The organism is Streptomyces sp. NPDC029169, assembly GCF_055563935.1.
Map to the genome: position 1 here is coordinate 323,269 of NZ_JBVHXA010000006.1, position 13,561 is coordinate 336,829.

At 72.3% G+C, this 13,561-nt stretch carries 15 protein-coding genes and 1 pseudogene; 7 read left to right on the forward strand and 9 right to left on the reverse strand.

Translation table 11 applies throughout. The annotated features are described in order from the left end of the window. Window positions 1-78: 78 nt before the first annotated feature. Both ACZ4VI_RS14650 and ACZ4VI_RS14655 read left to right on the forward strand, forming a co-directional pair. The gene (locus tag ACZ4VI_RS14650; protein ID WP_467999647.1) at window positions 79-1,983 is read left to right on the forward strand and encodes an NAD-binding protein; all 1,905 of its coding nucleotides are present in this window, start codon (window positions 79-81) and stop codon (window positions 1,981-1,983) included. Between the two features lie 120 nt (window positions 1,984-2,103). Then, window positions 2,104-2,280, forward strand: a complete 177-nt coding sequence (locus tag ACZ4VI_RS14655; protein WP_467999569.1) for a DUF6381 family protein — start codon at window positions 2,104-2,106, stop codon at window positions 2,278-2,280. Between the two features lie 141 nt (window positions 2,281-2,421). Here the strand turns inward: ACZ4VI_RS14655 and ACZ4VI_RS14660 are convergent, their stop codons facing one another. Both ACZ4VI_RS14660 and ACZ4VI_RS14665 read right to left on the reverse strand, forming a co-directional pair. After that, window positions 2,422-3,066, reverse strand: a complete 645-nt coding sequence (locus tag ACZ4VI_RS14660; RefSeq protein ID WP_467999570.1) for an STAS domain-containing protein — start codon at window positions 3,064-3,066, stop codon at window positions 2,422-2,424. A gap of 118 nt (window positions 3,067-3,184) precedes the next feature. Then, window positions 3,185-4,180 (reverse strand): zinc-binding alcohol dehydrogenase family protein, encoded by a 996-nt coding sequence (locus tag ACZ4VI_RS14665; protein WP_467999571.1) that lies wholly within the window; start codon window positions 4,178-4,180, stop codon window positions 3,185-3,187. A gap of 377 nt (window positions 4,181-4,557) precedes the next feature. Here ACZ4VI_RS14665 and ACZ4VI_RS14670 point away from each other — a divergent pair, with 377 nt between their 5' ends. Both ACZ4VI_RS14670 and ACZ4VI_RS14675 read left to right on the forward strand, forming a co-directional pair. Next, window positions 4,558-4,932: an MTB12 C-terminal domain-containing protein gene (locus tag ACZ4VI_RS14670; RefSeq protein WP_467999572.1), complete on the forward strand. Its 375-nt coding sequence runs from the start codon at window positions 4,558-4,560 to the stop codon at window positions 4,930-4,932. Between the two features lie 108 nt (window positions 4,933-5,040). Then, window positions 5,041-5,811, forward strand: a complete 771-nt coding sequence (locus tag ACZ4VI_RS14675; RefSeq protein WP_467999573.1) for a VOC family protein — start codon at window positions 5,041-5,043, stop codon at window positions 5,809-5,811. A gap of 12 nt (window positions 5,812-5,823) precedes the next feature. On the opposite strand, the gene ACZ4VI_RS14680 is transcribed toward ACZ4VI_RS14675, so the two are convergent. Then, window positions 5,824-5,976 (reverse strand): hypothetical protein, encoded by a 153-nt coding sequence (locus ACZ4VI_RS14680; protein WP_467999574.1) that lies wholly within the window; start codon window positions 5,974-5,976, stop codon window positions 5,824-5,826. A 210-nt stretch (window positions 5,977-6,186) separates the two neighbouring features. On the opposite strand from ACZ4VI_RS14680, the gene ACZ4VI_RS14685 reads away from it, so the two are divergent. The 3 genes and pseudogenes from ACZ4VI_RS14685 (at window position 6,187) to grpE (ending at window position 7,990) form a co-directional block, all read left to right on the forward strand. Next, entirely contained in the window at window positions 6,187-6,615 is a 429-nt protein-coding gene (locus ACZ4VI_RS14685; protein ID WP_467999575.1) for an Hsp20/alpha crystallin family protein, read from the forward strand. A 173-nt stretch (window positions 6,616-6,788) separates the two neighbouring features. After that, window positions 6,789-7,352: pseudogene (locus tag ACZ4VI_RS14690) on the forward strand (Hsp70 family protein); the annotation flags it as partial. Then, the gene (gene grpE, locus ACZ4VI_RS14695; protein ID WP_467999576.1) at window positions 7,349-7,990 is read left to right on the forward strand and encodes a nucleotide exchange factor GrpE; all 642 of its coding nucleotides are present in this window, start codon (window positions 7,349-7,351) and stop codon (window positions 7,988-7,990) included. The pseudogene ACZ4VI_RS14690 and the gene grpE, both read left to right, overlap by 4 nt. A gap of 95 nt (window positions 7,991-8,085) precedes the next feature. Here the strand turns inward: grpE and ACZ4VI_RS14700 are convergent, their stop codons facing one another. The 6 genes from ACZ4VI_RS14700 to ACZ4VI_RS14725 all read right to left on the reverse strand — a co-directional run bounded on the left by ACZ4VI_RS14700 (window position 8,086) and on the right by ACZ4VI_RS14725 (window position 13,446). After that, window positions 8,086-8,331, reverse strand: a complete 246-nt coding sequence (locus ACZ4VI_RS14700) for a hypothetical protein (RefSeq protein WP_467999577.1) — start codon at window positions 8,329-8,331, stop codon at window positions 8,086-8,088. A gap of 56 nt (window positions 8,332-8,387) precedes the next feature. Further along, window positions 8,388-8,870, reverse strand: coding sequence for an NUDIX hydrolase (locus ACZ4VI_RS14705; RefSeq protein ID WP_467999578.1), 483 nt, complete (start codon window positions 8,868-8,870; stop codon window positions 8,388-8,390). Between the two features lie 23 nt (window positions 8,871-8,893). Next, window positions 8,894-9,628, reverse strand: coding sequence for a D-Ala-D-Ala carboxypeptidase family metallohydrolase (locus ACZ4VI_RS14710; protein WP_467999579.1), 735 nt, complete (start codon window positions 9,626-9,628; stop codon window positions 8,894-8,896). Between the two features lie 157 nt (window positions 9,629-9,785). Then, entirely contained in the window at window positions 9,786-10,625 is an 840-nt protein-coding gene (locus ACZ4VI_RS14715) for an FAD-dependent oxidoreductase (protein WP_467999580.1), read from the reverse strand. After that, the gene (locus ACZ4VI_RS14720; RefSeq protein ID WP_467999581.1) at window positions 10,595-11,998 is read right to left on the reverse strand and encodes an NAD(P)/FAD-dependent oxidoreductase; all 1,404 of its coding nucleotides are present in this window, start codon (window positions 11,996-11,998) and stop codon (window positions 10,595-10,597) included. The genes ACZ4VI_RS14715 and ACZ4VI_RS14720 overlap by 31 nt, the downstream gene beginning before the upstream one ends. Beyond that, on the reverse strand, window positions 11,995-13,446 hold the full coding sequence (locus tag ACZ4VI_RS14725) for an FGGY family carbohydrate kinase (RefSeq protein WP_467999582.1): 1,452 nt from the start codon (window positions 13,444-13,446) through the stop codon (window positions 11,995-11,997). The genes ACZ4VI_RS14720 and ACZ4VI_RS14725 overlap by 4 nt, the downstream gene beginning before the upstream one ends. Window positions 13,447-13,561: the final 115 nt, after the last annotated feature.

The following is a 13,561-nucleotide window of genomic DNA, read 5'->3' on the forward strand; positions in this document are numbered from 1 at the left end:
GCCGATCCCCAAGGCGCGCCGTTCGGCGCGCCCGCCTTCCGGGGCGATCGTCAGCCGCGGACCGCCCCCGTCGGCCACATGATCGTCTGCGGGGACGACGTCCTCGCCCACCGGCTGTCCCATGAGCTTCACGACGTCTACGGGGAGCGGATCACCCTGCTCGTCCCGGCGCGGAGCGACGCCCCGCAGCAGCCCGCCGGCCGCGCGGGTCGCGCCGCCTCGCTCTTCGGCCGGGTCACGGCCGCCGTGACCCGCTCGGCCCCGGGAGACCAGCGCGGCGCGTCCGAGTCCCGGTCGATCCGGGTGGTCGAGACGGACGAGGTCGACGACGCGGTCCTGCTCGACGCGGGCGTGGGGCGGGCCGCCGCGCTCGCCCTGGTCCACGAGGACGACGAGACGAACATCCGCGGCGCGCTCGCCGCACGCCGGCTGAACCCGAGGCTGCGCCTGGTCATCCGGCTCTACAACCGAAGGCTCGGCCAGCACCTCGAAACGCTCCTCGACCAGGCCGCCGCCGTCGCCGAGCCCGGTCTCGACCCCAAGGAGCTCGACGCCGCCACGACCGTGCTGTCCGACGCGGACACGGCGGCCCCCGCCCTCGCGGCCACCGCCGTCGCCGGCACCAGCAAGGTCGTCCAGGCGGGCGGCCTGCTCCTGCACGCCGTCGAACGGACCCCGCCGGCCCGGGGCGAGGTCGCCGATCCGGGGCTGTGCACCCTCGCCCTCCTGTCGGCGACGACCAACGACCCGGCCGGCGTCGAGGGCTCGGAGCGCAGCGGCGCCCAGGGGCCGCTGCTGCTGCCCGACGACCGGGCCGTCGCGGCCGCCCCCGGCCGGGGAACGGTCGCCCTCGAGGCGATCACCTACGCCGGTCCCACCCTGTCCGCCAAGCGGTTCGGCGCCTCCGTCCTGCCCGTGGGCTCGCTGTTCTCCCGCCGCCTGCGCTGGTCGCTCGCCGGTGTGGCCGCGGCGGTGGGCGCGATCGCCCTCGCCTCCTCGCTCACCACCGGGGACCACCCCCTGCACGCCGCCTACCTCACGCTACTCGACATCTTCGCCATCGGGGACCCCGCCGTGGAGGAGCCGACCAGCCGTCAGGTGCTCCAGATCCTCGCCGGTTTCGTCGGTCTGCTCCTGATGCCCGTCCTCATCGCGGGAATCCTGGAGGCCCTCGGCACCTTCCGGACGGCGACCTCGCTGCGCCGCCCGCCCCGAGGGCTGTCCGGGCACGTGGTCCTCCTGGGCCTGGGCAAGGTCGGCACGCGCGTCCTCGCGCGGCTGCGTTGGCTGGACATCCCCGTGGTCTGCGTCGAGTCCGACCCCGAGGCGCGCGGTATCGCACTGGCCCGCCGGCTCCGCGTGCCCACCGTCATCGGGGACGTCACCGAGGAGGGCGTCCTGGAGGCCGCCCGGATCCACCGGGCCCACGCCCTGCTCGCGCTGACCAGCATCGACATCACCAATCTGGAGGCCGCGCTCTCCGCCCGCTCCGTCAAGCCCGATCTGAAGGTCGCGATGCGGCTGTACGACGACGACTTCGCCACCGCCGTCTACCGCACGCTGCGCGCCGCCCACCCCGAGGCCCTGACCCGCAGCCGCAGCGTCTCGCACCTGGCCGCACCCGCCTTCGCGGGCGCCATGATGGGCCGTCAGATCCTCGGCGCGATCCCGGTGGAGCGCCGGGTGCTGCTCTTCGCGGCCGTGGAGGCGGCGGGCAACCCGCTCCTGGAGGGGCGTACCGTGGCCGAGGCCTTCCGTCCGGGTGCCTGGCGGGTCATCGCCCTCGCGACCGGTTCCGCGCCCCTCGGCCGGTACTCGGCGGGTCTCGTGTGGCAGTTGGAGCCCGACCGTGTCCTGGGCGCCGGGGACCGCGTCCTCGTCGCCACCACCCGCCGCGGCCTGGCCGAACTCCTCGGCAGGCAACCCCGGCCCCCGCGCCAGGAAGCGCCCGACTCCGTCCGCGACTGGACGAGCCGACCGTAGGGAGCAGGCCTAGCCGTAGGGGCAGGCCTAGGAATGTCACTTTCCGTGACTGTTCGGCGTGCGGTGTGCGCGGGGCTCTGTTTGGCTGGAGGCGCTCTTCCCGTTCACAAAGGAGTGATCATGAGCGCTGCAGAACAGGCCCAGCAGATGCGCCGCAAGGCGCAGGAGATGGAACAGGCCGCCGAGCGTGCCAACGACCCGCAGGAGCGCCAGCGCCTGCAGGACAAGGCGCGTCAGCTGCGGGAGAAGATCCAGCAGCAGGAGGGCATGCCCGGGGGCCCCGACCCCATGAGCTGATTCCGCCTGGGCCTACCCCGGCCGGCGGCCGATCACCCACCCTTCCGTCTGGTGATCAGCCGTCGGCCGGTGGCATGCCACTCCCTCACCCGGCGACCTGACGCAGAGTGACGGGAACCGGGCGGCGATGCCCGATCCCGCTCATCCCGCTGTGAGGGTGCTTTCCAGGGGCGCGGGCAGTTGGGCGGCGAGGCGGCCCAGCCAGTGCCGACCGCACTGCGGGCAGGCGGGTGCGCCGCTGGGGACGTAGGGGGACGGGACCTCCACCCCGTTGCGAACGTAGCGCTCCGGGACGCGGCGGTGGCCGTCGCCGCCACCGTCGGCATCGGCGGCGCCGTCGCGGGAGCGGTGCACCTCGTAGTCGAGCGTCCACCTGTGCCAGCAGTGGCCGCAGGTGAAAGCGACCTGCTCCACCGTGTACGCGACAGGGCTTTCGACGGCTGCCGAGGGGGCGCGCACGGCTTGGGCGAGGCTGTCGTACAGAGGCATGTGTTTCAGCCGAGTGGCGTCCAGCAGGCGCCTGAAGGACTTCTTGCGGCTGACCAGGCGAAGCTCGCCGGACCGCTGCCTGGCTTCGCGGCTCGCGGCGACGAGCACGCCGAGGCCGGCGGCATCGCAGAATTCCAGGCCGCTCACATCCACGATGACGTTCGCCGGACTGTGCGCGCCGATCACCTCGTGCAGGCGCGTGCGCAGCTGTTCGCGGGTCGCGATGTCGAGTTCGCCGGATGCCTCGACGATCGGCCAGCCGGCGTAGCGGTAGGAAGAAACCGACAGATAGTCCATGGGATCCCCGCCTCCCTTCCAGCCGGCCGCCTCGGGGCTCCTTTCATGGAGACGAGCCGGGACATTTCCGAAGAAACGTCTCATTGGACATGTGAGTAATACGCCCTCGTTCCCGTTGTCAAGAGTCGTGCGGGGCGTTGACGCGGAGCACTCCTGCCCCGGTGATCCGGCCGGCGGCCAGGTCGTCGAGAGCCCGGTCCGCGTGGTCGAAGTCGTAGATCGTCAGGGTGGCCCGCAGCGGGTGCTCGGCGGCGGTGGAGAGGAGCGCGTGTCCGTCCTGCCGGGTATTGGCGGTGACCGAGCTCACCGTCCGCTCGCGGTAGAGATGCCGCTGGTAGTTCAGCGGTGGGATGTCGGAGAGGTGGATACCGGCGATGGTGAGGGTCCCGCCGCTGTCCAGTGCCTCCAGGGCCACCGGGATGAGGGTGCCGGCGGGGGCGAAGATGATCGCCCCGTCCAGCGGCTCCGGCGGTGACGCGTCGGGGGGATTCGCGGATGCGGCTCCGAGCTCGAGCGCGAGATCGCGGGCGGCGGGGGAGCGGGTGAAGACGTGGACGACCGCACCCCGGGCGAGGGCGACCTGCGCGGTGAGGTGGGCGGACGCGCCGAACCCGTAGATCCCCAGACGCCCGCCCTCGGGAAGGTTCGTACGGCGCAGGGCCCGGAAGCCGATGATGCCGGCGCACAGCAGCGGGGCGAGTTCCTCGTCGCTGTATCCGGACGGCAGCTCATAGGCGTACGCCGCGGGAACCGTCGCGTACTCCGCGTACCCTCCGTCGACGTCCCAGCCGGTGTAGACGCTGGACGGGCACAGGTTCTCCCGGCCACCGAGGCAGTACCGGCAGACCCCGCACGTGCTGCGCAGCCAGGGGATTCCGACCCGGGTGCCGACCCCCGGTCCGGTGACCGCACTTCCGGTCGCCACGACGTCGCCGACCGCCTCGTGCCCCGGGACCACCTGCTCCCGATGCGGCGGCAGGTCCCCGTCCCGTACATGCAGATCGGTCCGGCACACCCCACACGCGTGCACGTGGACGAGCAGTTCATCCGCCGACGGCACCGGTACGGGCAGCTCGACGCACGTCAGTGTGCCCGGGTCGGCGGCCGCAGCCACCCACCCACGCATCGACGAGGCAACCCCGCCACCCACGAGCGCCACCTCCCGCTTCCGTCACGCGACTACCCCGTCCAGGCCTGTACAGACACCCTGAACGGCTGATATCCCGGCCAAGGCATGGGCCCCTCGGCTGCCCCGGCCCTCTTCCTTTGCGCCGTCCCCGGAACCGGCACACCCTGGAATCATCAGCGCCCGGCCTCTATGGACACTCGGTGGTGAGCCAGATGGTTGTCATGCGAATCGGTGGACGCCCTCGCTCTCGTGTCGCGGCTCTCGCTGCCGCGTCGATGCTGGTGCTCGGGCCCGTTCTCGCGGGCTGCGGGGACGATGGGAACGGCGCCCCGTCGAGCGAGACGACCCCCGTGGTTCCGCCCGTGCCGACGGGCGACCAGCCGTCCGACCCGTCCGCCGCGAAGGCGGAGATCACCAAGAACTGGACGGCGTTCTTCGACCCGAAGACACCGCCGGCCGAGAAGGTGAAGCTGCTGGAGAACGGCGAGAAGATGCAGCCCGTTCTCGGCGCCTTCGCGGGTGACAAGAACGCGGCCCTGACCTCCGTGAAGGTCGAGGGGATCGAGTTCACCTCGCCGAACGACGCGGACGTGACGTACGACCTGCTGGTCGGCGGGACGCCCGCGCTGCCCGACTCCAAGGGCACTGCCGTCTTCCAGGACGACACCTGGAAGGTGTCGGTGAAGACCCTCTGCGGCCTGGTGCAGCTCAGCGGCAGGACCGTTCCTGGCTGCTGAGGCCGGCGCGTGGCCCCGGGGAGCCGGGGAGCCGGGGAGAGCGGCTCCGGGGTTCTGAGCACGTACGGAGGGAGAATTCCGTGGTGCTGGTGGCAGCGGATGTGATCGGTGCCCCGTGCTGGCAGCCTGACGGCGCGTGATCGGCAGGCGGCGGAGCGTTTCTACGGGGCGGTGCTGGGGTGGACGTTCCGGCAGGGCCGCTTCGGGCGCGCCTTCTCGGTGGCGGAGGTCGACGGAGTCCCCGTCGCCGGCATCGGGGCGGTGGCAGGTGAGTTCGCCGTACCGGTGGCATGGACGCCGTACTTCGCCGTCGACGACGCGGATGGGGCGGTCGCGCGGGTGCGTGAGCGGGGCGGCACGGTCGGGGTGGGCCCCGTCTCCTTTCCGCCCGGCGGCCGGGCGGCGCTGCTGGCCGACCGCGAGGGTGCCACCTTCGGTGTCTGGGACGGCAGTGTCCTCGCCGAGTGGAGTGTCGGCGCGGAGCGGTCGCCGGCCTGGCTGGAACTCCATACGGGCGATGCGTTCGACGCGGCGGTCTTCTACGGCGAGGTGCTGGGGTGGGGCGAGGGCGACAGCTGCTGTGACACCTCGTACGAGGAGGATCAGGTCGTCCTCCGGCGGTCCGGGCGACCCGTCGCCAGGCTGAACAGCGGCCCCGTCGAGGAAGCCGCGCCGAAGCCGCAGCTGCGGCCCCGCTGGCTGGTCCACTTCAAGGTCCCGGATCTGGACCGGGCGGTGGCGCTCGCGCTGGAGAACGGGGGCAGCACCGTCACGGGACCGGAGTGGGGCGGCGGTCATCAGGTGACGCTCCGGGATCCCGACGGCGGTCTGTTCACCCTCGACCCATCGGACCACGCAGGGGCCCGCAACGGGGCCTGACCTCTGCGGGGATCAGTCGGCGTCTTCTGCAGAGAGTTCTGGGCCCTGCACCTGGTACGTCTTGGTCCAGGTGGCTCCGCACCGGCAGTCGAATTGTTCGACCAGCTCGCCTTCCCCCGAAACGGCCATGCCCCGGCTGATGCGGACGTGTACGTGGTTGCTCATGGGGACCGCTCTTCATAGTGGGCCGATCCTGCGGAATTGCCCCTAATGGTCGACATAGGTGTCGCCATTCACCAATGACCTACGTCACACCATCGGCCGAGGGGCGGCCTCGAACAGCCTTGAGCGGGATCTTGTCAAGTTTCTTGCAGCGAGTTATATAGATGGTATCGCCATGGTCATCCCCGAACCGATGGGAAAGGAGCGAACAGGATGCTCATGCGAACTGACCCCTTCCGCGAGCTCGACCGGCTGACGCAGCGGGTGTTCGGCACCGAGACGAGGCCCGCGGCGATTCCGATGGACGCCTTCCGTGACGGCGACGCCTTCGTCGTCGAGATGGACCTGCCCGGCGTCGAGCCCGACTCCATCGACCTGGCTGTCGAGCAGAACGTGCTCACCGTGAAGGCGGAGCGTCGGACCGGCGCGTCCACCGACGACAGCGACGTGCTGATCGCCGAACGGCCGACCGGAGCCTTCAGCCGGCAGCTGTTCCTGGGCGAGACGCTGGACACCGACCGCATCGCCGCCTCCTACGAAGCAGGCGTGCTGCGGCTGACCATCCCGGTCGCCGAGCGGGCCAAGCCGCGGAAGATCGAGATCAGGGCCGGCAACGGCTCACCCAAGGAGATCAACGCCTGAGCGGCAGCGAAGTCGAGGGGCGGGCCTCTCTTCGTCCCCCGCCCCCTCGCTCGCCGTTCCCGGCTGCCCCTCGGGCAGCCCCCAGTCGAGCAAACGCGCATCTGGAACACGTGTGAAAGGAGGAGTGATGGCACGGGCGGTAGGCATTGACCTGGGCACGACCAACTCCGTGGTTGACCGGCCTGCCGCCGGCCCCGCGTGGTGTCCCGCAGATCGAGGTCGCGTTCGACATCGACGCCAACGGCATCATGCACGTGACCGCGAAGGACCTGGGCACGGGCAAGGAGTAGAAGATGACCGTCACCGGCGGCTCCTCGCTGCCGAAGGACGACATCGACCGCATGATGCGCGACGCCGAAGCCCACGCCGAGGAGGACCGGCGCCGCCGCGAGTCCGCCGAGACCCGCAACCAGGCCGAACAGTTCATCTACCAGACCGAGAAGCTCCTGGCCGACAACGCGGACAAGATCCCCGGTGACGTGAAGACGGAGACCGAGGCCGCTCTTGCGGACGTCAAGGAGAAGCTGAAGGGCGAGGACACCGCCGCGATCCGTACCGCCATGGAGAAGGCGGTAGCCGCCTCGCAGAAGATCGGCAGCTCCCTCTACGCCCAGGCACCGGGTGCCGCGAGCGAAGCCGGTTCCGCTACGGCCTCGCAGGGCAGGCCGGCGAGCGAGGAGGACGTCGTCGACGCGGAGATCGTCGATGACGAGAGGGCCGAAGGAGGCGCGGCATGAGCCGGCCGAACGAGTCCCGGCCGCCCCAGCAGCGGACGCCACCTGTGGTGATACGGGACAACCGGCGCATCGATCCGGTCACCCTCCAGCCGAGGAAGCCCGACCAGGCGGCGGCGGAGCGGGAGACGACGCACGGAGACGAGCGCACCCTTCTCGGTGCCGAGCATGCTCCGGCGGAAGCCGGCCGGGCGGCTGAACGGGTGGGCGAACTGGAGGCGCAGCTCGCCGAGCGCACCGCTGACCTGCAGCGGCTGAAGGCCGAGTTCGACAACTACCGCAAGCGGGTGCAGCGAGACCGCCTGGCGATCCGTGAGATCGCGGTGGCCAATGTCCTTTCCGGGCTGCTCCCCGTCCTGGACGCCATCGATCGCGCCCGGGAGCACGGCGAAGTGACCGGTGGCCTGAAGGCGGTCGCCGACGTCCTGGAGAGCCATCTCGCCGGTCTCGGGCTTGAGACCGTCGGGACGCCGGGAGAGCCGTTCGACCCGGCCCGGCACGAGGCCGTCACTCACGAACGGTCCGACACCGTCGAGCAGCCGACCTGCACCGCCGTGCTGCGCCACGGTTACCGGGTCGGACACCATCTGCTGCGCCCCGCCGAGGTCGCGGTCACCGAACCCGCCGACCGCAGCGAATAACGGAGGGGGCTCAGCAAGCGAACCCGCAGCCGACGGGCACCGGCCTGTGGCCGCACTGTAGCCGAGGCCTGAAGTGCGGCGGTCTCTACGGCCGGTCAGCCCGCCCGGCCGAGGTCGTTCGCGGGCGAGGTGCGCAGGGCCGAGACGAGGCGCAGCAGATGCGCCTCGTTCCCGGACAGGCCCGCGGCGCGCAGCGCCTCGTCGGCCTCGGCCATCGGGTGGGTGAGCATCGCCGCCGCGTAGGGCACGAGGTGCGGATCGGTCAGCACGGCCTGGGTGGACTCCAGCAGACGCAGGTACGCTTGGGCGGCGGCGCGCTCACGGACGGTGATCGTGGTCATGTCGGGCTCCCTCTCGACAGGTTGGCGACCTCCACCCTCTCGTACGGGTCTGACAATCAGGGTTCGCCCCGCCCGTCCCGCCACGCGGCGAGCCGTTCGAGGAAGACGCGCTGCCCCTTCACCAGCAGCGGAGCGGCCGCCTCCGGAGGGAACCAGCCGACCCGGTCGATCTCAGGGAACTCCTGCTGGACGCCCGAACCGCGCGGCCATTCCATGGTGAACGTGCCCGGCACGATCCGGGTCGGGTCGAGATCCCCCTCCACCGCCCAGATCGTGACGGTCTTTCCGTTCGCCTGCCGCGCCTCGCCGAGCGCGATCGGCTCGCCGTCCGGCGCCGGCACACCGAGCTCCTCCTCGAACTCGCGGCGGGCGGCGGCCTCCGGTGTCTCCTCGGGGCCGTACTCGCCCTTCGGGATCGACCAGGACGCGACGTCCTTCGACGACCAGAAGGGCCCGCCCATATGGCCGATGAGCACCTCGAAGCCACCGTCCGCCGTTCCGCGGAAGAGAAGAAGCCCAGCACTGCGCTTGTCCGGCATACCGCCCAGTGTCGCCGAGCGGGTCAGATCCCGCAGCTACTCGCCGACCAGAAGCGGGAGGCGCGCGTGTCGATGTGGGTGTGGTCCCCGTGGCCCGGGTAGCCGGGGCCGAGGATCCCGTTGAAGCCGTGGTTGCGCGCCTGCTTGGCCAGCGTGCACAGGGACGGCGACCCCGTCAGGTCGATGCCGTCGCCGTACAGATGGCGGCTGTCGGAGGCTCCGCCGACCGCCGAGTTGCAGGCGTACGAGCGGAAGCCGCTGCTCACCGAGATCGGTACGTCGCCCAGCGCGTGGCGCATGGCCTCCAGCTTCCACATCGCGCGCAGGGCGTTGGACTTGGCGGCGGCCGCGCTGACGGCGCCGCCGGAGTAGTCGCTGTTGCACTTGTTCAGCTCGGCGTACGTGAAGTGGATCGGCGTGCAGTCCGCGTCCTGGAGGGCGTACAGCTTCGAGAACGTCGCGGGACCGGCGACGCCGTCGGCGGCGAGTCCGTACGCCTGCTGGAAGCGGGTCACGGCGGCCTTGGTGGCGGGGCCGTAGTCGCCGTCGACGGCGAGCACGGCGCCGTAGCCGGGGTATCCGGCGACCCGGATCTGCAACTGTGTCACGTCCGCCCCGGACATGCCCGAGGACAGGGTGCGGCCCCAGGTGTAGCACTCGTCGGCGTGGGCTGTACCGGATGTGGCGACCGTGCCCGCGAGGGCGGCGACCACCACCATGAGCGTGGCGAGCAGGGATCTGACCATGCGCCGGGCCATGACACCTCCGTGTCGGAAGAAGACGGGATCTCCGTCGGGATCTCCGTCGGAATCTCCGTCGGAACGATCCGCCATGAACATGACGACGAGCATGGGGCGGGGTGACCCGGCGGTCAACGGTTCCGGACATCTGCCAGTGGCCCAGGCCACTGGCGCTTCACCCGGTGACCCGCACCGCCACGGGACCGCCCGCCGGGTCGACCTCGCGCACCCATCCGGCGGGCACGCGCACGGAACGATGCGGCCACGCCGTGCCGAGCAGCCGGCCGCGATGGAGGACTCGGCCGTCCTGGACGACCTCCACGAGGGGGCGCGCCAGCGGCTCCCGCACCCGCAGCAGGAACGCGCGTGCGGTGGCCCCGCCGGCGATACGGTTCGGCGCCACCCACCCGACGGGTTCCTCCGCCGTCAACGGCACCGCAGCGACCGGCCAGGGCTCACCCGCCAGATACCGCAGTACGGCGTCGGCCGCCGCGCGCCCCTCGGCCGCCGCCGCACCCGCCGGCTCGACGCCACGCAGCACGTTGCCCGCCGCGAAGATCCCCGGCGAGGCGGTACGGAAGGCGCCGTCGACCGCGGGGCCGCGGGTCCCGGCGTCCAGCGGAACTCCGCCGGAACGGGCCAGTTCGTGGTCCGGGATCCAGTCGCCCGTGAAGACGGCCGTGTCGCAGCGGATCGTGCCCGTCCGGCCGTCGGCGTGCCGCACCCGGACGCCCGCGAGCCGGCCCCGGCCAAGGAGCTCGGTCACCGTCGTGCCCGTCAGCAGCGGCGGAGGCGGCAGGGTCCCGAACCGCCGGGGGCCGCACGGCTGTTCGGTGACCATCGCCACCACGTCCACCTGGGCCCGGCGGAGCGCCCGCACCGCGTGGTGGGCCACCGGCTCGGCGCCGATCAGGACGGCACGCCGTCCGAGCCGCTCCCGCCGTACCCCGTACAGATGCACCGACTGCTGGAGCTCGCCGGTCGTCAGGACTCCGGCCGGCCGCGTCCCGGGCACAAGCCGTGCGCTGCGCGGCCGTTCGCGCGCGCCGGTCGCCAGGACCACTGCCCGCGCCGTGATCCGCTCCAGACCCGTCGGGGCCGTGACGTCCACGGTGAGCGGCCCCGACCAGCCCGTGACGGAGACGCCGGTACTGCGATGAGTTCGGGGTCCTGGTACGGCCGGGGGAAGCCCTCGCCGAGGTTCGGCATCCGCACCGGGGCGAGCGCCCGCTCCGCCCCTAGAACGAGGCCGCTCTCCGCGAGCAGCTCCACCACGTGCGCGGCGATGGCCATCGAGGCCGTCAGTCCGGTGGACCGGATACCGCCCGCCGTGACGTACCGCAGCCCGGGGTGAGCGATGCACTTGTAGTCGTCGTACTCGGTCGCGGCCCGGAGCCCGGCGTAGACCGCCGTGACCTCCTCGTCGAGGAGCGCGGGAAGGATGCGGCGCCCCTGGGCACGCAGGGCCGCCAGACCTTCGGCCGTCGATCCCGTGGCCGTCCGGTCGTCGAGGTTCTCGGCCGTCGGGCCGAGCAGCACGTTCCCGTACACCGTCGGCGCGACCAGCACCCCCTTCCCGAGTGCGCCGGGTACGGGAAGGAGGATGTGCCGGACGAGCGAGCGGGCGAACGTGTCGAAGACGATCAACTGGCCGCGCCGGGGCGTCACCGTGAAGTCGCGTCGGCCGAACAGCGCGTCGAAGCGGTCGGCGTACAGCCCGCAGGCGTTGACGACATAGCGGGCGCGCAGCACGCCGCGCGGCGTGACCAGCCGATGCGGTACGCCCGGATCGGACTTCTCCACCCGGCAGTTGAGATGCAGATCGACCCCGGAGCGCACGGCCTGGGTAGCGTACGCCAGTGTCGTCGTCCACGGGCAGATGATCGACTCGCCCGGAACCTCAAGGGCCCCGAGGGCGCCCGGGCCCAAGTGGGCTTCCCGCGAACGGAGTTCCTCGGCGCCGAGGATCCGGGTGGTGCGGTGGCCGTTGCGTACGGCCTTGTCCGCGAGGCGGGGGAGGGCGGCCGACTGCTCCTCGTCCCAGGCGACCAGGAGCGCGCCGACCGGCTCGACGGGAATGCCCGTCTCCTGCGCGTAGTCGGCGAGCAGGCGCCGACCGTCCCGTACTAACCGCGCCTCCAGAGAACCGGGGGCGGCGTCGAAACCGGTATGCAGAATCGCGGTGTTGGCCTTGGACGTGCCGTCGCCGACATCGCCGGACGCCTCGACCAGGGCGACACGCAGCGGCCGTCGGGCCAGCTCGCGCGCGACCGCGCAGCCGACGACCCCGGCGCCGACCACCGCGACGTCGTACTCCGCGCCCGGCGCCGAGGTGTCCGGCAGCGCGCCCGCACGGGTGACGGCCCCGGGCCGCGGCTCCGCCGTCATGCGCCCGACGCCCCCTCGGCGCCGTCGAGCAGCGCCGCCACGGCGGTACGGAACCGCTCCAGGCGCTCGCCGGCCTCCGCGCGGGAGACGGCCGGCTCGTAGACGGCCGACGGCTTCCACTCCGGTACGGCCTCGTGGACGGCGAGGCCGGGGTCGAGGCCGAGCCGGGCCACCGCGCCGACCCCGAGCGCCGTGGCGTCGGGCAATGCCGAGACCTCGACGGGCAGTTGCAGCAGATCCGCCTGGGTCTGCATCAGCAGCGCGGACCGCGTGAGCCCGCCGTCCACGCGCAGGGTGGTGAGCGGGCGGCCGAGGTCGGCCTCCGCCGCGCGGGCCAGCTCCACGACCTGCGCGGCGATCCCCTCGCAGAGGGCGCGGACCAGGTGCCCGCCGGTCGTGTCCAGACCCAGGCCGTGCAGGGAGCCGCGGACATCGCCGCGCCACCAGGGCGCGGCGAGCCCCGCGAGGGCCGGGACGAAGGTGACTCCGCCGCTGTCCGGCACGGTCCCGCCCACCGCGTCGAGATCTCCGGCCCCCGAGAGCACCCCGAGGTCGGTCAGCCAGCGCACGGCGGACGCGGCCGTGTAGACCTGCCCGTCCAGGCAGTAGCTGGTCCGGCCCGCGAGCCGCCAGGCCACACAGCTCACGAGCCCCGAGTCGCCGCGGCGCGGTGTCGTCCCGGTCTGGGCGAGCAGGAACGCCCCTGTTCCGTAGGTGCACTTGGCCGAGCCAGGCGCGGTGACGCTCTGCGCGAGGAGGGCGGCCTGCTGGTCCACGAGGAGCCCGGTCAGCGGGATCGCGGGGCCGAAGGCGGTCGTGGTGCCGACGCGCGTGTCGGCGTCGACCACGCGGGGGAGCCGTTCGCCGCCCAGGCCGAAGACGTCGAGGGCGGGGGCGGACCAGGACACCGTGTCCAGGTCGAGGAGGCCGGTCCGGCCCGCCGTCGCGGCGTCGGTGACGAACGCGCCCGTGAGGCGGTGCACCAGCCAGGCGTCGCTCGTGGTGACGACGCCCGCGCCGGTGAGGTGGCGACGGATCCAGGCCATCTTGGGGGCGGCGAAGTAGGGGTCGAGCGGCAGTCCGGTCCACTGCCTCAACTCGTCCGCGTGAGCGGATAGTTCGGTGCAGAGTTCCTCGGCCCGGCGGTCCTGCCAGACGAGCGCGTCGGTGAGCGGGGCGCCGGTCGCCGGGTCCCAGGCGAGGACGGTCTCCCCCTGGTTGGCCAGGCCCACGGCCGCGACCGGGGTGTCCGCCTCGGCGAGCGCGGCGCGGCCCGCGGCGACCACGGAGTCGTACAGCTCCGCCGGATCGACCTCGACCAGCCCGCCGGGCAGGTAGCGGGGCCGCACGGGCGCCGAACCGGTCCCGATGACACCCCGTTCGGGGCAGACGACGAGCGCCTTGGTCCCCGACGTTCCCTGGTCGACGGCGAGCACCGGGCCCGTCATCTCGTACTCCCGTCCTCGAAGAGTCAGCGTCCTTGATCGCGGAACCGGAAAGACTGGTGCACGCGCTCCCTCCCGTCAAGCGGGTCGCCGCGCGTCCACCGGGTCCCGGCACATG

Excerpts from the sequence above, each read along its gene's own strand:
- ACZ4VI_RS14660 (WP_467999570.1), bottom strand. The coding sequence starts at position 3,066 with ATGGACTATCTGTCGGTTTCTTCCTACCGCTACGCCGGCTGGCCGATC.
- ACZ4VI_RS14650 (WP_467999647.1), top strand. The coding sequence starts at position 79 with ATGATCGTCTGCGGGGACGACGTCCTCGCCCACCGGCTGTCCCATGAG.
- ACZ4VI_RS14720 (WP_467999581.1), bottom strand. The coding sequence starts at position 11,998 with ATGACGGCGGAGCCGCGGCCCGGGGCCGTCACCCGTGCGGGCGCGCTG.
- ACZ4VI_RS14710 (WP_467999579.1), bottom strand. The coding sequence starts at position 9,628 with ATGGCCCGGCGCATGGTCAGATCCCTGCTCGCCACGCTCATGGTGGTG.
- ACZ4VI_RS14700 (WP_467999577.1), bottom strand. The coding sequence starts at position 8,331 with ATGACCACGATCACCGTCCGTGAGCGCGCCGCCGCCCAAGCGTACCTG.
- ACZ4VI_RS14705 (WP_467999578.1), bottom strand. The coding sequence starts at position 8,870 with ATGCCGGACAAGCGCAGTGCTGGGCTTCTTCTCTTCCGCGGAACGGCG.
- ACZ4VI_RS14680 (WP_467999574.1), bottom strand. The coding sequence starts at position 5,976 with ATGAGCAACCACGTACACGTCCGCATCAGCCGGGGCATGGCCGTTTCG.
- ACZ4VI_RS14685 (WP_467999575.1), top strand. The coding sequence starts at position 6,187 with ATGCTCATGCGAACTGACCCCTTCCGCGAGCTCGACCGGCTGACGCAG.
- grpE (WP_467999576.1), top strand. The coding sequence starts at position 7,349 with ATGAGCCGGCCGAACGAGTCCCGGCCGCCCCAGCAGCGGACGCCACCT.
- ACZ4VI_RS14725 (WP_467999582.1), bottom strand. The coding sequence starts at position 13,446 with ATGACGGGCCCGGTGCTCGCCGTCGACCAGGGAACGTCGGGGACCAAG.
- ACZ4VI_RS14655 (WP_467999569.1), top strand. The coding sequence starts at position 2,104 with ATGAGCGCTGCAGAACAGGCCCAGCAGATGCGCCGCAAGGCGCAGGAG.